The sequence below is a fragment of the Antribacter sp. NEAU-D49 genome, from assembly GCF_057158775.1.
The window spans coordinates 148,320-167,613 of record NZ_JBXTSN010000002.1; the positions used below are offsets into that span (position 1 = coordinate 148,320).

The following is a 19,294-nucleotide window of genomic DNA, read 5'->3' on the forward strand; positions in this document are numbered from 1 at the left end:
GACGGTACGGGACACGCCCCGGCCGTGGGTCCGATCACCCGCCCGCCTGCTCTACCGTGAGCACGTGTCACGCACGCCGCTCGCTCTCGCCGCACTCTCGACGGCCGCCGTCCCAGGGCTCGACGCTCGTTCGGTGCGCCAGGGAGAGCTGCCCGGCGACTACGACGTGGCGGTCGTGACGGGCCAGGACGACCAGGAGTGGGTGATCCGGGCGCCACGCACCTCCGTGGCGGGCGCCGCCCTCGAGGCCGAGCTCGAGCTGCTCGAGCAGCTCCGGCTCTATGTCGACACAGGTGTGCTGCCCTTCGTCGTGCCGCAGGTGGCCGGCTCGGCGCTCCTGCCCGAGGGCGGACGTGCGGTGGTGCACCGGCGGATCGTGGGTTCCACGCTCGACGTGGAGCGTCTGCAGTCCGGCCCAGGCCTCGCCGCCGACCTCGGACGGGCCATCGCGGCGGTCCACGAGCTGCCGACCGGCGTGGTCGAAGGCTGCGGCCTGCCGAGCTACACGGCGGCCGAGTACCGCGAGCGACGGCTCACCGAGGTGGACGAAGCGGCCAAGACCGGCCGTGTGCCGCCCACCCTCCTGCGTCGCTGGGAGGCGGCGCTCGAGGATGTCTCCCTGTGGAAGTTCCAGCCGGTCGTGGTGCACGGCGACCTCGCCGCGGACCAGGTGCTCGTCGACCGTGGCCGCGTGGTCGCGATCTCCGGCTGGTCCGACGCGCGGGTCGCCGACCCGGCCGACGATCTCGCCTGGCTGCTCGTCGCCGCCCCGCTCGACGCGGTGGACTCGATCATGGAGGCGTACCAGCTGCGTCGCACCGAGCTGAGCGACCCGCGGCTCGCCGACCGTGCCCTGCTCGTGGGCGAGCTGGCCCTGGCGCGCTGGCTGCTGCACGGCGTGCGGCACCGGCTGCCGGAGGTCATCGAGGACGCGACCGTCATGCTCAGCGACCTGGACGAGGCCACGCGCGACGACGGCTGAGGCCGGCCCAGGGGCGCCCGGCCCCGGCACGCGGCCCGCTCGGGCCGGCCCGGGTCAGCGACCCAGCGCCGACCGCACCTGCGCGAGGGAGGGGTTCGTCGCCGCGGTGCCGTCCGGGAAGACGACGGTGGGTACTGTCCGGTTGCCGCCGTTGACCTGCTCCACGTAGGCGGCGGTCTCGGGCTGCTCCTCGATGTCGATCACCGTGTACGCGATGCCCTCGGAGTCCAGCTGGGTCCGGAGCCGCCGGCAGTACCCGCACCAGACGGTGGAGTACATGAGCACGGTGCCCTCCGCGGGTACCTGCGTGGTGGCGGTCATCGGGTTCCTCCTTCGGCGCCTGTGGACGGCGCGCGGACAAGTGTCGGTGGTGCCTGCGAGAATCGCAGACGATGTTCACCCAGACCAACTCCGGACCCGCCGCCGCTCATCCCGACGCGATCCTCGAGGCGCTCGATCCCGAGCAGCGCGAGGTGGCCCTGGCCCTGCGCGGTCCGGTGTGCGTGCTCGCGGGCGCCGGCACGGGCAAGACACGGGCGATCACCCACCGGATCGCCTTCGGCGTGCGCACCGGCGTCTACAAGCCCACCAGCGTGCTCGCGGTGACGTTCACCGCACGCGCGGCCGGGGAGATGCGCACGCGCCTGCGTGACCTGGGCGTCGGCGGGGTGCAGGCGCGAACGTTCCACGCCGCCGCGCTGCGCCAGCTCGGGTACTTCTGGCCTCGGGTGGTGGGCGGCGCCCCGCCGCGGCTGCTGGAGCACAAGGCGTCGATCGTCGCGGAGGCGGCCCGGCGCATCGGCGTGAGCGTGGACCGGGTCGCCGTGCGCGACCTCTCGTCGGAGGTCGAGTGGGCCAAGGTGTCGCTCGTCACGTCGGACGACTACGAGCGGGCCGCCTCCTCCCGGGGGCGCGAGGCGCCGTCGGGCTACGACCACCAGACGGTCGCCCGGCTCATCGCCATGTACGAGGACGTGAAGACGGAACGGGAGAACATCGACTTCGAGGACGTCCTGCTCATGCTGGCCGACATGCTGGCGAGCCACAAGGCCGTCGCTGACGAGGTGCGGGGCCAGTACCGGCACTTCGTGGTCGACGAATATCAGGACGTCTCGCCGCTCCAGCAGTTCCTGCTGGACCAGTGGCTCGGCGGGCGCGACGAGCTCTGCGTCGTGGGTGACCCCTCGCAGACCATCTACTCCTTCACCGGAGCCACCCCGGCGCACCTCCTGACCTTCCGGCGCACGTACCCCCACGCCCAGGAGATCCGTCTCGTCCGCGACTACCGGTCGACGCCCCAGGTGGTGGGCCTGGCGAACGACGTGCTGCGCCGTGCGGGCCGTGCGGGCGGCGCCCACCAGGCGCTCGAGCTCGTGGCCCAGCGGCCGCCCGGCCCGCCCGTCACCTTCAGCGTCCACGACGACGACGAGTCGGAGGCCAAGGCGATCGCCGCACGTGCGGGCCGCCTCATCGCGGCGGGCACCCGGCCCAGCGAGATCGCCGTGCTCTACCGCACCAACGCCCAGTCCGAGGCGTTCGAGGCGGCGCTCGCGGACGCGGGCATCGGCTACCTCGTCCGGGGTGGTGCGCGGTTCTTCCAGCGCAAGGAGGTGCGCGACGCGATCGTGCTGCTGCGCGGCGCGGCGCGCTCCGCCGACCCGACGGTCCCCATGCCCGAGATCGTCCGGGACGTGCTGTCGGCCGCAGGCTGGGCCGAGAAGCCGCCCGCCGCCCGGGGCGCCGCGCGCGAGCGGTGGGACGCCACCCAGGCGCTGGTGGCTCTCGCCGACGACCTCGCGCAGACGGCACCCCAGGACGCGCCGGCCACGCTGGCCACCCTGGTCGCCGAGCTGGAGGAGCGGGCCGCCGCGCAGCACGCGCCCACCGTGGAGGGCGTGACCCTCGCGTCGCTCCACGCGGCCAAGGGCCTCGAGTGGGACGCCGTCTTCCTGGCGGGCATGAGCGAGGGCCTCATGCCGATCTCGCTCGCCGAGACCGAGGACGCGGTGCACGAGGAACGGCGCCTGCTGTACGTGGGGATCACCCGGGCGCGTGAGTACCTCGAGGTCTCGTACGCGCGGTCGCGCAACCCGGGCGGGCGGGCCACGCGCAAGCGCACCCGGTTCCTCGACGGGCTCTGGCCGGAGGACGAGCGTGCCGCACGTTCGGGCCGGGCCTCGGGCCCGGCCAAGGGCGGGGCCCGGGCGCTGCTGTCCGGCGAGCACGACGTGGCGCTGTTCGACGCGCTGCGCGAGTGGCGCCTGGACGTCGCCCGGGAGACGGACAAGCCTGCCTACACGATCCTGACCGACGCCACGCTCGCGGCGGTGGCGGAGCTGCGCCCGGGCTCCGTGGCGGAGCTGGCCCGGATCAACGGGATCGGGCCGGCCAAGATCGACAAGTACGGCGAGACGATCCTCGGCATCGTCGGAACGGCTCCCTCCGGCGGCTGAGGCACGCGACGAGGCGCGTACCGGGCGTGGGCGAGGGTTCCGGGGCGGCCGGAAAAAACTCGTCCGAGAAAGTTTCGTTAATAAGTTGTCCCGGCCGATCGAGCCGTCATAGGGTCAGTCTTGTCCCTGACAGGAGGGTGAGGCCGAGAGGCCGAGCCCCGAGTTGAGTGAGGAGGTGGGTTCCCTGATGGAGATCAAGCAGATGCTGACGTCGAACGCGCACACCTGCGGCGGCTATGTGCTGCCGGCAGCCGATGCCGTTCGCGCTTTCCGTGCGCGCGTGCGTGGGGGAGCCCTGTCCATCCCCGCACCCGACTCCGTACCAGGAGTGCACCCGGTCTAAGGACCGAGTCACCATCCAGGCCGCGGAGTCCACTCGGGACCCGCGGCCTTCTCAATTCCCGGATCTCCCCGATCGCTCTCTGATCGGCCGGAGGATTGAGCAGCCAGGGGTCCTGTTCCCCCGAAAGACGTTCATCGCCGACGTTCCTTACAGGACCACAGGAGACAACCGTGCGCCTCACTGCGCTCCTCGACACTCTTCCCCAGGGCGGATCCGGCCCCTGGGACCCTCCTCAACCCGTCGTCGCCACCGCGACGGCTCCCCGTCAGGACACCGAGTTCGACCTGCTCATGAACTCCCTGCTCCCGTGCCGCACCAACGACCCCGAGCTGTGGTTCGCGGAGCACACGGACCAGGTCGAGCGGGCCAAGGCCCTGTGCCGCAGCTGTCCGCTCCAGGCCGGCTGCCTCGCCGGCGCCCTCGACCGCCAGGAGCCGTGGGGCGTCTGGGGCGGCGAGGTCTTCGTCGACGGTGCCGTCGTCGCCCGCAAGCGCGGACGTGGCCGGCCCCGCAAGTCGGAGTCGGTCGCGGCATGACCGCGCCGACCGTCCGGCCGTGACGACGGCCCGGACCGACGGCCCGGCCGTCAACGTCCCGGCAGCCCCGTGCAGCCGCACCTCGCGTGCGGCGGCACGGGGCTCGTTCGTGGCAGGCCGTAGGGCAGCGCCACCTCGACGGCCGTCCCCAGCGTGGCGGGCCGGTGCCCGTCGAGCTGCGCCAGCACCTGCCCTGCCGCGAGGGCCGCGGCCGTCGCGGCGAGCGTGGTCTCCTGGGGCGGCTCGGGCGTCTCGCGCAGCTGCGACGCGAGGGCCGGCCACTGCGGGTCGGCGTCGCAACGGTGCAGGTCCACGCACTGCACGCACGCGTAGGTACCCGGCCTGACGAAGGGCCCGAGCACCACGTCCGCCTCCCGGACCACCACCGGCAGGTGCGGGATCCCCCACCCTGTCAGCCGCCGGTACCTCGCGGGGTGCGCGGCGTGCGGCTCGACCACGACGACGACGTCGAGCGCGGGCGCCTCGTCACCGCCACCGACCGGGCCGTGGGTCCCGCCGGCGTCCCCGGCGTCCACCGTCACGACCACCCGTGGCGCCCGTTCCGCGAGCAGCGACCGGACGGCCTCGTCCCGTCGCCGTCCGAGGTCGGCGCTCCGGGGGCCGCCCAGGCCGAGGTCCGTGGTCTGCACGGGCAGGGGGTCGTGCAGCACCAGGTGCCCGACGCCGGCGGTCGCCAGGTGCAGCGCCACCGCGGTCCCGGTCCTGCCGAGCCCGGCGACCCCCACCGTCCGGGCAGCTCGGGCGGCGAGCGTCACCAGCCCCGCGCCGTCGGACCGCAGCATGCCGAGCACCGGGGCGTCCGCCGCGCCGTCGGCCACCGCGGCGACCGCGCCGACGGGGGCCGGCGACGGCACGAGCACCCCCGCCCGGCAGAGCACGTCGACGATCGCGTCGCGTCGCTCGGCCGGGACCCCGCAGCGCGCGGCGGACTGTTCGAGGGGGACGTGACGGCGCTCGACGAGCTCGCGCAGCCAGCCGGTCTCCGCCCGGTCGAGCCCGGCGAGGACGAAGGCCCAGCGCGCGTCGGTCCCGCACTGCACCTCGCCGTCGCCGCGCACGAGCACGGGCGTGCCGGGCCGGAGCCGGAGGGGAGCGGGTCGGGTGGGCATGTCCTCTACTGTGCCCGACGACGGCGCTCGCCCCGCGCGGCCGTCCCCACCTCTGGAGGTGCCGCGGCTTCGGGGCGAATCCGCAGGGAAGAACGGGGAGATATCTCCCTCCGCCCGGTGTGTTCTTGACCACGTGGGGCCGATAACCGCTACGGTCGTGCTGTGGCCCACGACGCCCTGACGTCCGTGGAGGTGCGACGGAGCCGTCGTCGGACCGCCACGGTCAGCGCCTATCGCGACGGTGAACGAACCATCGTCGCGATTCCGGCGCGCTTCTCGCGGGCTCAGGAGCGAGAGTGGGTGGCCAAGATGCTGGCCCGTCTCGACGACAAGGAGCGTCGCCGCCGACCCTCGGACGAGGAGCTCGTGGCGCGGGCGCGGGAGCTCTCGGTCCGGTATCTCGACGGCAAGGCCCGGCCGTCCAGCGTGCGCTGGTCGTCGAACCAGGGCCGCCGCTGGGGGTCGTGCACGCTGGTCGACGGGTCCATCCGGATCTCCACCCGGGTCCAGGGCATGCCGGCCTGGGTGCTGGACTACGTGCTCCTGCACGAGCTGGCGCACCTGCTGCACGCCGGCCACGGACCCGACTTCTGGAAGCTGCTCGACGCCTACCCGCGCACCGACCGGGCCCGGGGCTTCCTCGAGGGTGTGTCCTTCTCGCAGGACGGCGGGTCGATGGGCGACCCGGCCCAGGACGACTGAGCCGGCGCCGCCGCCCGGCTCACTCCTCGCCGAAGATCTCCTTGAGCGCCGCGTCCACGTCGGCGTGCTCCGTGGCGAGGTCGGCGCGCCGCCCCAGGTAGCCTGCCGGGTCGTCGAGGTCTGCCGTCACGGGTAGCAGGTCCGGGTGCTGCCAGACGGCGTCGCGCCCCTCCGGACCGGACTCGCGCGTGACGATCCCGAACAGGGTGGCCGCGTCCCGGGACCTGCGCGGCCGGAGCTCCAGGCCCACGAGGGTGGAGAAGGTGTGCTCGGCGGGCCCGCCCGCTGCGCGGCGCCGCCGCATCATCTCCCGCAGCGGCACGGCGTGGGGCAGGTGGGGGAGGGCGGCCGTGGCCGTCACCTCGTCGACCCAGCCCTCCACGAGCGCGAGCGTGGTCTCCAGCCGCAGGAGCGTGGCCTTCTGCTCGTCGGTGTTCTGCAGGCCGAACACGCCGCCCGAGAGCGCCCGGCGCAGGGCGTCGGGGTCGGCGAGGTCGATGTCCTGGACCTGGTTCTCCAGGGCGGACAGGTCGATGGTGATCCCGCGGGCGTACTGCTCGACGAGACCCAGCAGGTGCGCCCGCAGCCACTGGACGTGGGTGAACAGCCGTGCGTGCGCGGCCTCGCGCAGGGCGAGGAAGAGCCTGACCTCCTCGACCGGCGCGTCGAGCCCGTCGGCGAACGCCGCGACGTTGGTGGGCAGCAGGACGGTCCGGGCCCCGTCGAGGAGCGGCACGCCCACGTCCGTGGCGCCGAACACCTCGCGGGAAAGGGTCCCGGCGGCCTGGCCCACCTGCATGCCGAACACGGCGGAGCCGAGGCGCCGCATCATCTGCGCGGGGTCGATGCCCCCGAGGCCTGCGAGCACACCGGCCGGCATGCCCGGCATGGCCACGCCGTCGTCAACACCCTCGGGGAGCTGGTCGTGCAGCACGGTGGCGAGTGCGTCCGCGACGGAGGTGGCCACGGGGGCGGCAAGCGCGTTCCACGCGGGGAGGGTGGCCTCGACCCACTCGGACCGGCTCCAGGCCGCGGAGCCGCCACCCGCGGGCGGGAGGTCGGTGACCACGTCGAGCCACAGCTCGGCCACGGAGAGCGCCTGGGTCACCTCGCGGGCCTGCCCGCCCATGATCGACGGGTCGCCCTCGGCCACGGCCACCTGCCGGGCGATGTCGTGCGCCACGTCCGCGTTGACCGGGCCGGTGCCCGGCTCGGAGAGCAGGCGCTGCACCTGGGCCAAGGCCTGCTGCATCATCGCCGGGTCGGGCGCCGTGCCGCCCAGGGTGGTGGGGTCCAGGCCGCGGGCGCGCATCTCCGCGAGCACCTCGTCGGCGTCGTCACCCAGCATCGAGCGGATCAGGTCCTCCCAGGACTGGTTGCCGGGGTCCGGCAGCTGCGGGTCGGTCATGATGCTCCTTGCCTGGTCCGTCGGTGCGGGGTCGGCGCGCCACGGTACGGGCTCGCCACGGCTCTGCCGAAACATCACGTTAACCGTGCGAGCCGCCCGGAAGGTTCCCGCTTCGCTCTGGGCGCAGCGTCGGCAGACGGGGAGAGGTCCCCGTGCCCCAGTCTCCACGACAGTCTCCACGACGCCTCCGAGCCCTGCACCGCGCGTCCGTCCTCGTGGGGGATGATGGGCCGGTGACCTCGATGCACGACCTGCAGAGCCATCCCGGGCAGGACCCGGTCGACGACGCCGAGCTCGACCCGCCGGTGAGCCGCCGCACGGTGACCACGGGCGTCGCGCTGCTGGCCACGGCCCTGCTGTCCGCCGCGGCCCTGGTGCTCCCGGCCCCGTACGCGATGCGCTCGCCGGGTCCCACGGAGGACACGCTCGGTGAGCAGGGCGGCAAGCCGCTCATCCAGATCGAGGGCGCCGAGACGTTCGAGGCCACGGGCGAGCTGCGTCTCACGACCGTGTCGGTCCTGGGCGGGCCCGGCTACCCCATGACGGCCGGGCAGGTCGTCCAGGGCTGGCTCGACCCGCAGCGGTCGGTGCAGCCGGTGGAGCAGATCTTCCCGGAGTCGACCACGAAGGAGGAGCAGCAGCAGGTCAGCCAGGCCGAGATGCTGTCCTCCCAGGAGGCGGCGACGGCCGCGGCCCTGACCGAGCTCGGGTACGACGTGCCGGCCACCCTGACGGTGGTGGCCGTGTCGGAGGGCACGGGCGCCGAGGGCGTGGTCGAGGCCGACGACGTCATCACCACCTTCCAGGGCAAGCCTGTCGGTACGTACGCGGACCTGATCGCCATGCTCGCGGCCACCGAGCCGGGCTCGGACGTGGTGCTGGGCGTGCGGCGCGACGGCGCGCCCGCGGACCTGACGATCACGACGGGTGTGGCCGAGGGTCAGGACCGCGCCCTGCTGGGCGTGTACATCGACCCCGAGTACGACTTCCCGGTCGACGTCACCATCCAGATCGAGGACATCGGCGGGCCGAGCGCCGGCACGATGTTCGCGCTCGGCATCATCGACCGGCTCACCGAGGAGGACGAGGCCGACGGTGAGGTCATCGCCGGGACCGGCACCATCGACGTGGACGGCACGGTCGGCCCGATCGGCGGCATCGAGCAGAAGATGTACGGCGCGCTGCGGGACGGCGCCACGTGGTTCCTGGCTCCGGCGGGCAACTGCGACCAGGTGGTCGGGAACGTCCCCGACGGTCTGACCGTGGTCCGGGTCGCCACGCTGCGCGAGGCGCGCGACGCCGTCCGCGCGATCGGCGCGGAGGACACCGAGGGTCTGCCGGCCTGCACGTCGTGACGAGGGCCGACGCCGGCCGCTCACCTTCCGGGTCGTCTCACGCAGGTCTGTGGGAACCTTGTGCGGTACCGGGCCGTTCCCCCGGGGAGGGCCCGTGCTGGGCCGCCGCAGTCGAAGAAGTTGTGAGGTAACGCCGCCGTGTCCTTCACCGCACCACGTCGCCGCTCGGGTGACGCACCCCTCGGACGACGCAGGAGTCCGCTGGGAGTGGCGATCGTCGTCGTCGCCGTCGTGATCGCCGGGCTGCTCCTGCTCGCCCAGCTCTGGACCGAGGTGCTGTGGTTCCGGCAGCTCGGCTTCGACAACGTCCTCTGGACGCAGTGGGGAACCCGGGCGGCGCTGTTCGCCGCGGGGTTCCTGCTGATGGGCGGAGCCGTGTTCCTGTCCTTCTCGCTGGCCTACCGCTCCCGGCCGGTCTACGCGCCGTCCACGCCGGAGCAGGCCACGCTCGACCAGTACCGGGAGGCGGTCGAGCCGCTCCGCAAGGTGGTCACCGTCGCCGCCCCGGTGATGGTCGGCTTCTTCGCGGGCGTCGCGGCGTCGGCGCAGTGGCGCACGGTCCTGCTGGCGTTCAACGCCGTGCCGTTCGGCACGACGGACCCCGAGTGGCAGATGGACCTCGGCTTCTTCGTGTTCTCGCTGCCGGCCCTGCGGTTCGTGGCGAGCTTCCTCATGGCGGTCGTGATCCTGTCGGGCATCGCCGCGATCGTCACGCACTACCTCTACGGGGGCGTGCGCGTCGGACCCGCCGCGGGCGGCGGCCCGCGCACCACGCGCGCCGCGCGCATCCACCTCGCGGTGATCGGGGCGGTCCTGCTGCTCCTCGTGGCGGCGAACTACTGGCTCGACCGCTACACGATCCTGACGAGCGCGGGCGACCGCTTCGACGGCGCCTCGTACTCCGACATCCACGCGGTGATCCCGTCCAAGGGCATCCTCACCGTCGTGGCCGTGTTCGTCGCCGCCCTGTTCGTGGTGGCCGCGATCCGGGGCGACTGGCGGCTGCCGGCCATCGGTGTGGCGCTCATGGTGGTCTCTGCCATCGCGATCGGCGGCATCTACCCGGCGGTGGTCCAGCGCTTCCAGGTGAACCCGAACGCGCAGGAGCTGGAGACGCCGTACATCCAGCGCAACATCGACGCCACGCTCGAGGCGTTCGACATCGACGAGGTCGAGAAGCAGGCCTACGACGCCACGACCGAGGCGACGGCGGGGGCGCTGCGCGAGGACGCGGAGACCGCGGCCTCGATCCGGCTCCTCGACCCGCAGATCGTCTCGCCGTCGTTCCGCCAGCTGCAGCAGAACAAGCAGTACTACGACTTCGCCGACACGCTGTCGGTGGACCGGTACATGGTCGAGGGCGAGTCGCGCGACACCGTGATCGCGGTCCGCGAGCTCAACCTGGAGGGCCTCGGCGCGAGCCAGCGCAACTGGGTCAACGACCACACCGTCTACACGCACGGCTACGGCGTGGTGGCCGCCTACGGCAACCAGCTCGGCCCGGACGGGCGGCCCGCCTTCTACGAGGGCGGCATCCCGAGCGCCGGCGCCCTGTCGTCGATGACGGAGGAGGGCTACGAGCCGCGCATCTACTTCAGCCCTCGCACCACGCAGTACTCGATCGTCGGCGCCCCGGAGGGCACCACGCCGTGGGAGCTCGACTACCAGGCCGACGACCAGGAGGGCGGCGGCCAGGTCAAGACCACGTTCCCGACGCAGACGGAGGACGCGGGGCCGAGCGTGGGGTCGTTCATGCACCGCCTGCTCTACGCGCTGAAGTTCGGCGAGGAGCAGATCCTCTTCTCCGACCGCGTCACGGAGGAGTCCGAGATCCTGTACGACCGCGACCCCAAGGAGCGGGTCCAGAAGGTCGCGCCGTACCTGACGCTCGACAACCGGGTCTACCCGGCGGTGGTCGACGGCAGGGTGAAGTGGATCGTGGACGGCTACACCACCACCGACAACTACCCGTACTCCGCGTCGCAGCCCCTCGAGGAGGCTACGACGGACGCGCTCACGCTCGAGCAGCAGACCGCCGCGTCGGTCGAGCTCCCCGCGGAGATCAACTACATCCGCAACTCGGTCAAGGCCACCGTGGACGCGTACACCGGCGAGGTGACGCTCTACGCCTGGGACACCGAGGACCCGGTGCTCAAGGCCTGGTCCGGGGTGTTCCCCACCTCGCTCGAGCCCATCTCGGAGATCTCCGGCGACCTGATGAGCCACCTGCGCTACCCCGAGGACCTCTTCAAGGTCCAGCGCACGCTGCTCGCGACGTACCACGTGACCGACGCCGGGCAGTTCTTCTCCGGTCAGGACTTCTGGGACAACCCGGCGGACCCCACAGCCGCGGGCACCATCAAGCCGCTGCAGCCGCCGTTCTACATGACGCTGCAGATGCCGGGCCAGGAGCAGCCGTCGTTCTCGCTGACGTCGACCTTCATCCCCGGTGGTAACACCGACCGTGAGGTGCTCACCGGCTTCCTCGCGGTCGACGCCGAGGCAGGCTCCGAGGAAGGTGTGCGAGCGGACAGCTACGGCAAGCTCCGGCTGCTCGAGCTGCCCCGCGACACCACGGTTCCCGGCCCTGGTCAGGTGCAGAACAACTTCGACTCCAACCCGACCATCTCCAACGAGCTGAACATCCTCGACACCGAGGCGTCCAGCGTGCTGCGCGGCAACCAGCTGACGCTGCCGGTGGGTGGTGGCCTGCTCTACGTGCAGCCCGTGTACATCCAGTCGTCGGCGGGGACGCAGTTCCCGCTCCTGCGCCGCGTGCTCGTGGCGTTCGGTGACAAGGTCGGCTTCGCCGACACGCTCGACGAGGCCCTGGACCAGGTGTTCGACGGAGACTCCGGCGCACCGACCGGCAGCGTGGAGACCGAGACGGACGTGCCCGACGCACCCGCCGACGGCGAGGGCGAGGGTGGTACGGCACCCAGCCCCGCGCCGTCGGACACCGCCGCCCCGTCGCCGGCCGCCACGGACGCCGCCGCGCGGCTGGACGCGGCCCTGCAGGCCGCGAACCAGGCCATGCAGGAGGGCCAGGCCGCGCTGACCGCCGGCGACTTCGCCGCCTACGGCGAGGCGCAGGAGCGCCTGCAGACGGCGCTGGAGCAGGCGATCGCCGCTGAGTCGGAGCTGAACGCCGGCTCCTGACCCCGGCCCTGTGGGCGTGATCCCGGTTCGGGGTCACGCCCACAGGCGTGTCCGGGGTTCGTCGACCCGGGCCACCACGACGGAGTTGATGACGTCGTCGGACGGGTGGACCACCTCCAGCACCGTGAACCCGCGCAGCGTGCTGGTCCGGACCGCCGGGTACAGGAGCGTCCGCAGCCCGCGTGCGCTGCGGAGCAGGAGCAGCGCCCCCGGGCGCATCCGGGTGGCCAGGCGGGCGGCGAGAACCGCCTTCTCGGGGGTCGTCGTGCCGACGAGCGCCGCGAGGACGACGACGTCGTGGGCGCGGAGGTCGACGTCGGCGGCGTCGCCGAGCTCGAGCCGCACGCCGCTCGGCCCCGCGAGCGCGGTGACGCGACGGGCTGCCTCCGTCGCGGCGTGGTCGATGTCGATGCCCACGACCTCGGCCCGGAGCCGCTCCGCGTAGGCGAACGCGGTGAGGGGGAGCGGGCCGCTCCCCAGGACCGCCACCGAGCGGACGGGCTCGTGGTGGTGCCCCGCCAGGGCCGCCAGCTCCAGGCGGACGAGCCGGCGGTAGTTGTCGGCGTAGGGGAACGCGCGGAGCTCCGCTCGGGGGTCGGCCGCGGCGGCGATCCTCGCCGCCCACGCCTGTTCCAGCGCGGACTCGCCCCGCGAGGACGACAAGCGCAACGACGCAGCCCGACGACGCACCCGTGGGTCGGCGAGGACGGCGCGTGCGGTGGCTGCCGGGGTCCGGACGACCGTGCTGACCAGGTCCCGGAAGAGCGCGTCGACCTTGGGTGCCGGGTCGAGCGCGGGGAGCGACTCGAGCCGGTCGGCCAGGTCTGCGAGCCGGCCGGCGACGGCGCCGGCCGTCACCCGGGTGAAGCCGGCGCCAGCGTCCGGAATGAGATTCATTTTCACGATCGCCGATCGTGCCACGGCGGAGCCCTTCGGGTGGTCCACGTCTGTGATTCCGCGGCCGAGGCGGGTGTGACGAGGGCGACTGTCGATACGATTTGGCCTCTCGTCCCCGGTGACGTAGTGTTATGCCTACCGACGCGGGGTGGAGCAGCTCGGTAGCTCGCTGGGCTCATAACCCAGAGGTCGCAGGTTCAAATCCTGCCCCCGCTACAAAAAGAAGGCCCCTGACCAGCAGAAATGCTGATCAGGGGCCTTCGTCATGCCGGCTGCCAGGCCACCCGGAGCGGCCCCGGCATGCGGAACGACACGTTCTCGTCGCTGACGGGCGCGGCCACCACCCGGCAGCGGCGCAGCAGCGGCGCGGCCTCGGCGAGCACCACCTCGGCCTCGAGCCGCGTGAGCTGGCTGCCGAGACAGCGGTGCGCCCCCGCCCCGAACGCGAGGTGCCGCCGGGAGCCGCGCTGGCCGGGTACCAGCCGGCCGGGATGCTCCACCACGGCGGGATCCCGCCCGGCGGCCCCGAGCCAGACCAGCACGGACTCGCCGCGCCGTACCGGCACGCCGCCCAGCTCGGTGTCGGCGGCAGCCACTCGCCGCCACGACGTGATCGAGGAGTGCAGGCGCAGCCCTTCCTCGATCACGGTGCCAGGGTCGTCGTCGAGCAGCCGTGGCTCCTGGACGAGGCGGTGCAGCAGCACCGTGAGGAACTGCGACGTCGTCTCCTGGCCGGCGACCACCAGGAAGAAGAGGGCGGCGGTGGCCAGGTCGCCGCCCTGGGCGTCACGCACGGCGCCGACCGCGCCGTCGGCGTCCGCCACCATCGCCCGCAGCCGCCGGTGGTGCGGCCCCACGACCTGGGCCAGCACGAGCTGCCGGCCGGGTGAGGGACGTCCCCAGAACAGCTCGAGCGCCGCCCGGGAGAAGAGCTTGAGGTCGGCCGCGGGGCCGAGGTCGAGCCCGAACAGCCGGCCGAGCGCGGCGGGCGGAACCTCGGACGACACCACCGCGTCCAGGTCCACGGCGTCGCCCCGGCGCAGGTCCTGCGCGACACGCGCCACGGTCCGCCGGACCAGGCCGGTGAGCCACGGCCGGAGCTCCGCGACCCGGACCGGGTGGAACACCTCCGCGAACACGCCCCGGATGGGCTCGTGGCTCGCCCCGGCGTTGTTCGCGAGCGTGGGTGGCAGCCGGAAGCGGTGCCGGGTCAGCTCGCGCAGCGTCGCCGGGGAGAGGGGTGTGACGGCGTCGAGCGCGTTGGCCGGCGAGAAGGTCTCGTTGTCGGTCAGGACCTGCCGCGCGAGGCGGTGCGAGGCCACGACGACCTGGCCCTCCTGCCGGAACACGTCGGCGTCGGGGCGGTCGTGCCGCCACAGGTCGAACAGCACGCCCGTCAGGCCTCCGGCTGCCAGCGGCCCCCGAGGGAGGCGGCGAGCCAGCCGGCAGCCTGTGCCCGGAAGTCGGCGGGCGCGAGGTCGCCGGCGCCCTCCGGCAGGACGCCGAGCAGGGGGGCCCGTGCGACCAGCGGCAGGTCCGTCAGGTTGCACCGGGAGGCCAGGTCGGGACTGGCCGGCAGGCTGCCGACCACGAGGCCGGGGCAGGCGATCCCCCGGGTCCGGAGCGCCTCGAGGGTGAGGGCCGTCGCGTTGAGCGTGCCCAGCCCCGCGGGGGCGACGACGATCACCGGCGCGCGCAGGTGCACGGCGACGTCGGCCAGGGTGGAGCCATAGCCGTCGAACCGCACCAGCAGCCCGCCCGAGCCCTCGACGAGCACGAGGTCGTGCGTCCGGGCCAGAGAGTCCACCGCCCGGGTGATCCAGGCCGGCCGGACCGCCGGCAGGCCGGACCGGCGGGCGGCGGTCTCGGGCGCGAGCGGTTCGGGGTAGCGGGCGAGCTCGTACATGGTCACCGAGCCGGCGAGGCGGGCCACGGTGTCGACGTCGCCGGGCTCGCCCTCCTGCACGCCCGTCTGCGCGGGCTTCACCACGGCGACCGTACGGCGGGCGGCGAGGGCGACGGCCGCGAGGGCCGCCGTCGTGACCGTCTTGCCCACGCCGGTGCACGTGCCGGTCACCACGAGGACCTGTGCGCTCACCGGGTCACCCCGGCCAGCACCGCGGCGCGCACGCCGGCGCAGACGCGGGCGAGGTCGTCGTCGCCCGTCACGTACGGGGGCATCGTGTACACGAGGTCGCGGAACGGGCGGAGCCAGACGCCCTCCGCCGCCGCGGCGCGCGTCGCCGCGGCGACGTCCACCTCGTGGTCGAGCTGCACCACGCCGATCCCGCCCAGCACCCGCACGTCCGTCACGCCGGGCAGCCCGGCGGCCTCGGCCAGACCGTCCCGGAGCCCGGCCTCCAGCCGGCCCACGGTGGCGCGCCAGTCCTGGCTGAGGAGGAGGCCTACGGACGTGTCGGCGACGGCGGCGGCGAGCGGGTTGCCCATGAAGGTGGGCCCGTGCGCGAGCACGGGCACGTCACCCTGCGAGATCCCCTCCGCGACCCGCGTGGTGCACAGGGTCGCGGCGAGCGAGAGATAGCCGCCGGTCAGCGCCTTGCCGAGGCACATGACGTCGGGCGTGATCCCCGCGTGGTCCGCCGCGAAGAGCTCGCCGGTGCGGCCGAACCCGGTGGCCACCTCGTCGAGCACGAGGAGCACGTCGTGCGCGTCGCACGCCTCCCGGAGGACCCGCAGGTATGCCGGGGAGTGGAACCGCATGCCGCCCGCCCCCTGGACCACGGGCTCGACGATCACGGCCGCCAGCTCGTGGGCGTGCCGGGCGACCAGGTCAGTGAGCCCCCGCACGTACCCGGGGTCCGGCTCGGCGTCGAACCCCGGCGGCGGTGCCGGCGCGAAGACCTGACGCGGCAGCGCGCCGGACCAGAGGCTGTGCATCCCGCCGTCGGGGTCGCACACGGACATGGCGTGCCAGGTGTCGCCGTGGTACCCCCCGCGCCAGGTGAGCAGACGGTGCTTGGCCGGCTGCCCCACCGAGGCCCAGTACTGGAGGCACATCTTGAGGGCGACCTCGACGGCGACCGAGCCGGAGTCCGAGAGGAAGACGTGCCGCAGCCCCACGGGCGTGATGTCGACGAGCCGGGTGGCGAGCCGCACCGCGGGCTCGTGGGTGAGGCCCCCGAACATCACGTGGCTCATCCGGTCGAGCTGGTAGTGCGCGGCGGTGTCCAGGACGGGGTGGCCGTAGCCGTGGATCGCCGACCACCACGACGACATCCCGTCCACCAGCTCGCGGTGCCCCTCGACGGGCTCGGCGAGGCGGAGCCGGACCCCGGACGCCGACTCGACCACGAGCGGCGGGACGCCGGGCATGGGCCCGTAGGGGTGCCAGACGTGCTCCCGGTCCAGTGCGATCAGCTCCGCCGTCGGCAGCTCCGCCGTCGCCGCGCGGGTCGCCGCCCGGTCAGGCATTGGGCGGCAGGTCGGTGCCGGCGCCACGGCGACGGACGGCGACGTCGGCCCGGTGCGCGGGCAGGGTTGCGGCGCCGGTGCCCTCGACGACGAAGCCGGCGTCGGCGATCATCGCGAGGTCGGCCTGGCCGGCCTGCCCCTCGCTCGTCAGGTAGTCGCCGAGGAACAGGGAGTTCGCCAGGTGCAGGGCGAGCGGCTGGAGCGACCGCAGATGCACCTCCCGGCCCGCGGCGATCCGCACCTCGACGTCCGGGCAGACGAAGCGGACCATGGCGAGGATCCGCAGTGCGCGCTGCGGCGTGAGCTCCCACGTGCCGGCGAGCGGCGTGCCGTCGAAGGGCAGGAGCAGGTTGACCGGCACGGAGTCCGGGTCGAGCGCCCGCAGGGCCAGGACGACGTCGACCAGGTCCTCGTCGCTCTCGCCCATGCCCGCGATGAGGCCGGAGCACGCCGAGAGCCCGGCGGCCTGGGCCCGGCGCACGGTGTCGACCCGGTCGCTGAAGTCGTGGGTGGTGCAGATGTCGCCGTACGTGGCCTCGGAGGTGTTCAGGTTGTGGTTGTACGCGTGGACGCCCGTCTCGCGGAGGCGCTCGGCCTGGCCGTCGCCGAGGAACCCCAGGCAGGCGCACACCTCGACCTGCGGGTGGCGGTCCTTGATCGCGTCGACCGTGCGGCACACGCGGTCCACGTCGCGGTCGGTGGGGCCCCGGCCGCTGGCGACGAGGCACACGCGGCGCGCCCCGCCGGCCACGCCCGCGTCGGCGGCAGCGGTGGCCTGCTCGGGCGTCAGCCACGTGTACTTCAGCACGCCGGCCTCGGACCCGAGGCGCTGCGAGCAGTAGAAGCAGTCCTCCGGGCACAGGCCTGACTTGAGGTTGACCAGGTAGTTGAGCTTGACCCGGCGCCCGAACCAGCGGCGGCGTACCCGCCCCGCAGCGGCCACCACATCCAGGAGGTCGTCGTCCGACGTCGCGAGGACGGCGAGCGCCTCGTCGCGCGTGACCCCGCCGGGATCGGCCTGCAGTCCCTTGTCCACAAGCGTGGACAGCAGGTCGGTGAGGTCAACAGTCTCCATGGTCCGATCCTCGCGGAGGACAGGTTTGTCCGGTATGAGGCAAACTCGACAAGAGTTGTCGTCACGCGATGTGCGCCCGGACATGTCACACGAGAACCGCGCGCGGCTACGGTCGAGCCGGAGAGAGGGGGCTCGATGACAGACGAGCAGCCGGGCGCGTTCGACTGGCTGGAGGACGATCTCGCGCGCCGCCGCCGGGCGGGACTCCTGCGCGTGCTGCGCCCCCGGGCGGCTGACGACGGCCTGCTCGACCTGGCCGGCAACGACTACCTCGGCCTGGCCCGCCACCCGGAGGTGGTCGAGGCGGCCGCCGCGGCGTCCCGGACCTGGGGGGCCGGGGCCACGGGCTCGCGGCTGGTCACCGGGTCCATGGAGCTGCACGCCCGCCTCGAGGCGGAGCTCGCCGCGTTCTGCGGCTTCGAGTCCGCGCTCGTCTTCTCCTCCGGCTACGCCGCGAACCTCGGCGTGCTCGCCGCCCTCGCCCCGCGCGGCACGCTCGTGGTGTCCGACGCCGGGAACCACGCCTCCCTGATCGACGGCTGCCGGCTCGCGGAGGGGACCACGGACGTCGTCGCGCACGCGAGCCCGGAGGCCGTGGAGGCCGCGCTGGGCGGGCATCCCGGGCGTGCCGTGGTGGTCACCGACGGCGTGTTCTCCGTGGACGGCGACGTCGCGCCGCTGGCAGGCCTGGCGAAGGCGTGCCGCGCGCACGGGGCCGCGCTCGTGGTCGACGACGCGCACGGGCTCGGCGTCGTGGGGCGGGGCGGGCGGGGGACGGTGTGGGCGGCGGGCCTGGCCGGCGCGCCCGACGTCGTCGCGACGGTCACCCTCTCGAAGGCGCTCGGGTCGCAGGGCGGTGCTGTGCTCGGTCCCGCCCGGGTGATCGAGTACCTGGTCAACGCGGCGCGGACGTTCATGTTCGACACCGGGCTCGCGCCGGCCGCCACCGCGGCCGCGCTCGCCGCGCTCGACGTGCTGAGGCGGGAGCCGCAGCGGGCCGGTCAGGTCCGGGCGGTGGCCTCCGACCTCTCCCGGCGGCTCGTCGACGCGGGCCTCGCCGCCACCCGGTCCGACGCGGCCGTGGTCTCCGTGCCGGCGCCGTCCGCCGACGAGGCGGTCGCGTGGGCGGCGCGGTGCCGTGAGGCAGGACTGGTGGTGGGGTGCTTCCGCCCGCCGTCGGTCCGGCGTCCGCGGCTGCGCCTGACCGCCCGGGCGGGACTCACCGCCGTCGAGGTCGCGTGGGCGGCGGAGGTGGTTATCGGCACGGCCGCGCATGCGGGAGGATGCGCGACATGAAGTTCGAGTACTTTGCGCGTTCTGACGACGAGAGCGCAGCCCTGACCATCGACGGCTCCCCGATCGAGGGGAGCGTGGAGTCCCACGTGGTGGACCCGGCGTCCGTCCTCGGGCAGCTGGAGCGTCTCCTGGGCGCGCGTGCCGAGGACGACGGCCTGCGGAGCGCGCAGCTCGTCGCCGAGAGCGCTGACGGCGCCCGGCTCGTGATCCGGCTCTCCGGTCCGCTCGTCTCCCTCTTTGCGATGGTGCAGCCCGGCACGCTGGGGGACATCGTCAAGTACTGGGGCCTGTCGCGCCGGTTCCGCCGGGCCGCCCCGGAGGACCTGCACGCCTTCGCCCTCGGGCTGCACGGGCTCTGCCAGGGCGGCAACGGCCGCGTCTACTGCCGGGCCACCGCGGACGAGAGCGAGCTGGCGCTCGCGTCCGCGCCGGCAGCACCGGCGGGGTCGAGCGAGGACGGGCCGAGGCCCTTGCCGCGACGGTGATCGTGTGCCGGTCGTGACGGACACACGATGTCCACCGGACC

The 19,294-nt window shown here is 73.7% G+C and carries 16 protein-coding genes and 1 tRNA gene; 9 read left to right on the forward strand and 8 right to left on the reverse strand.

Translation table 11 applies throughout. The annotated features are described in order from the left end of the window. Positions 1-64 precede the first annotated feature (64 nt). On the forward strand, positions 65-982 hold the full coding sequence (locus tag AC060K_RS02390; protein ID WP_483763849.1) for a phosphotransferase: 918 nt from the start codon (positions 65-67) through the stop codon (positions 980-982). Between the two features lie 54 nt (positions 983-1,036). Here AC060K_RS02390 and AC060K_RS02395 read toward each other — a convergent pair whose 3' ends face one another. Further along, complete coding sequence (locus tag AC060K_RS02395) at positions 1,037-1,303, reverse strand: mycoredoxin (protein WP_483763850.1); 267 nt, start codon at positions 1,301-1,303, stop codon at positions 1,037-1,039. 71 nt (positions 1,304-1,374) lie between these two features. On the opposite strand from AC060K_RS02395, the gene AC060K_RS02400 reads away from it, so the two are divergent. Further along, the gene (locus tag AC060K_RS02400; protein WP_483763851.1) at positions 1,375-3,435 is read left to right on the forward strand and encodes an ATP-dependent helicase; all 2,061 of its coding nucleotides are present in this window, start codon (positions 1,375-1,377) and stop codon (positions 3,433-3,435) included. Positions 3,436-3,948: 513 nt separating this feature from the next. After that, positions 3,949-4,314 (forward strand): WhiB family transcriptional regulator, encoded by a 366-nt coding sequence (locus AC060K_RS02405; protein WP_483763852.1) that lies wholly within the window; start codon positions 3,949-3,951, stop codon positions 4,312-4,314. A 50-nt stretch (positions 4,315-4,364) separates the two neighbouring features. On the opposite strand, the gene AC060K_RS02410 is transcribed toward AC060K_RS02405, so the two are convergent. Further along, positions 4,365-5,444, reverse strand: a complete 1,080-nt coding sequence (locus AC060K_RS02410; protein ID WP_483763853.1) for a ThiF family adenylyltransferase — start codon at positions 5,442-5,444, stop codon at positions 4,365-4,367. Between the two features lie 162 nt (positions 5,445-5,606). On the opposite strand from AC060K_RS02410, the gene AC060K_RS02415 reads away from it, so the two are divergent. Further along, positions 5,607-6,146 carry a SprT-like domain-containing protein gene (locus AC060K_RS02415; RefSeq protein ID WP_483763854.1) on the forward strand — a complete coding sequence of 180 codons (540 nt, stop codon included), beginning with the start codon at positions 5,607-5,609 and terminating at the stop codon, positions 6,144-6,146. Between the two features lie 19 nt (positions 6,147-6,165). Here AC060K_RS02415 and AC060K_RS02420 read toward each other — a convergent pair whose 3' ends face one another. Further along, the gene (locus tag AC060K_RS02420) at positions 6,166-7,554 is read right to left on the reverse strand and encodes a zinc-dependent metalloprotease (RefSeq protein WP_483763855.1); all 1,389 of its coding nucleotides are present in this window, start codon (positions 7,552-7,554) and stop codon (positions 6,166-6,168) included. Between the two features lie 242 nt (positions 7,555-7,796). On the opposite strand from AC060K_RS02420, the gene AC060K_RS02425 reads away from it, so the two are divergent. Next, entirely contained in the window at positions 7,797-8,909 is a 1,113-nt protein-coding gene (locus tag AC060K_RS02425) for a YlbL family protein (RefSeq protein ID WP_483764045.1), read from the forward strand. Between the two features lie 138 nt (positions 8,910-9,047). Then, entirely contained in the window at positions 9,048-12,068 is a 3,021-nt protein-coding gene (locus AC060K_RS02430) for a UPF0182 family membrane protein (protein WP_483763856.1), read from the forward strand. A 33-nt stretch (positions 12,069-12,101) separates the two neighbouring features. Here the strand turns inward: AC060K_RS02430 and AC060K_RS02435 are convergent, their stop codons facing one another. After that, positions 12,102-12,965 carry a nicotianamine synthase family protein gene (locus AC060K_RS02435; protein WP_483763857.1) on the reverse strand — a complete coding sequence of 288 codons (864 nt, stop codon included), beginning with the start codon at positions 12,963-12,965 and terminating at the stop codon, positions 12,102-12,104. Between the two features lie 142 nt (positions 12,966-13,107). Between AC060K_RS02435 and AC060K_RS02440 the strand changes: the two genes are divergently transcribed. Beyond that, positions 13,108-13,181 (forward strand) — tRNA-Met (locus tag AC060K_RS02440). Positions 13,182-13,228: 47 nt separating this feature from the next. Here AC060K_RS02440 and AC060K_RS02445 read toward each other — a convergent pair. The 4 genes from AC060K_RS02445 to bioB are packed head-to-tail and all read right to left on the reverse strand — an operon-like array spanning position 13,229 to position 17,472. Next, positions 13,229-14,356, reverse strand: a complete 1,128-nt coding sequence (locus tag AC060K_RS02445) for a cytochrome P450 (protein WP_483763858.1) — start codon at positions 14,354-14,356, stop codon at positions 13,229-13,231. 5 nt (positions 14,357-14,361) lie between these two features. Further along, positions 14,362-15,063: a dethiobiotin synthase gene (bioD, locus tag AC060K_RS02450; protein ID WP_483763859.1), complete on the reverse strand. Its 702-nt coding sequence runs from the start codon at positions 15,061-15,063 to the stop codon at positions 14,362-14,364. Next, a complete protein-coding gene (locus tag AC060K_RS02455) occupies positions 15,060-16,397 on the reverse strand; it encodes an adenosylmethionine--8-amino-7-oxononanoate transaminase (protein WP_483763860.1) in 1,338 nt (445 codons plus the stop codon). Before AC060K_RS02455 ends, bioD begins: the two co-directional genes overlap by 4 nt. Further along, positions 16,390-17,472, reverse strand: coding sequence for a biotin synthase BioB (bioB, locus tag AC060K_RS02460; RefSeq protein WP_483763861.1), 1,083 nt, complete (start codon positions 17,470-17,472; stop codon positions 16,390-16,392). Before bioB ends, AC060K_RS02455 begins: the two co-directional genes overlap by 8 nt. Before the next feature lie 135 nt (positions 17,473-17,607). Here bioB and AC060K_RS02465 point away from each other — a divergent pair, with 135 nt between their 5' ends. Then, the gene (locus AC060K_RS02465) at positions 17,608-18,768 is read left to right on the forward strand and encodes an 8-amino-7-oxononanoate synthase (RefSeq protein ID WP_483763862.1); all 1,161 of its coding nucleotides are present in this window, start codon (positions 17,608-17,610) and stop codon (positions 18,766-18,768) included. Beyond that, on the forward strand, positions 18,765-19,253 hold the full coding sequence (locus tag AC060K_RS02470; RefSeq protein WP_483763863.1) for a hypothetical protein: 489 nt from the start codon (positions 18,765-18,767) through the stop codon (positions 19,251-19,253). Before AC060K_RS02465 ends, AC060K_RS02470 begins: the two co-directional genes overlap by 4 nt. The last annotated feature ends 41 nt before the right edge of the window (positions 19,254-19,294 follow it).

Coding starts and splice junctions, on each gene's coding strand:
- AC060K_RS02395 (WP_483763850.1), bottom strand. CDS start 1,303: ATGACCGCCACCACGCAGGTACCCGCGGAGGGCACCGTGCTCATGTAC.
- AC060K_RS02400 (WP_483763851.1), top strand. CDS start 1,375: ATGTTCACCCAGACCAACTCCGGACCCGCCGCCGCTCATCCCGACGCG.
- AC060K_RS02410 (WP_483763853.1), bottom strand. CDS start 5,444: ATGCCCACCCGACCCGCTCCCCTCCGGCTCCGGCCCGGCACGCCCGTG.
- AC060K_RS02420 (WP_483763855.1), bottom strand. CDS start 7,554: ATGACCGACCCGCAGCTGCCGGACCCCGGCAACCAGTCCTGGGAGGAC.
- AC060K_RS02425 (WP_483764045.1), top strand. CDS start 7,797: ATGCACGACCTGCAGAGCCATCCCGGGCAGGACCCGGTCGACGACGCC.
- AC060K_RS02435 (WP_483763857.1), bottom strand. CDS start 12,965: ATGAATCTCATTCCGGACGCTGGCGCCGGCTTCACCCGGGTGACGGCC.
- AC060K_RS02455 (WP_483763860.1), bottom strand. CDS start 16,397: ATGCCTGACCGGGCGGCGACCCGCGCGGCGACGGCGGAGCTGCCGACG.
- bioB (WP_483763861.1), bottom strand. CDS start 17,472: ATGGAGACTGTTGACCTCACCGACCTGCTGTCCACGCTTGTGGACAAG.
- AC060K_RS02465 (WP_483763862.1), top strand. CDS start 17,608: ATGACAGACGAGCAGCCGGGCGCGTTCGACTGGCTGGAGGACGATCTC.
- AC060K_RS02470 (WP_483763863.1), top strand. CDS start 18,765: ATGAAGTTCGAGTACTTTGCGCGTTCTGACGACGAGAGCGCAGCCCTG.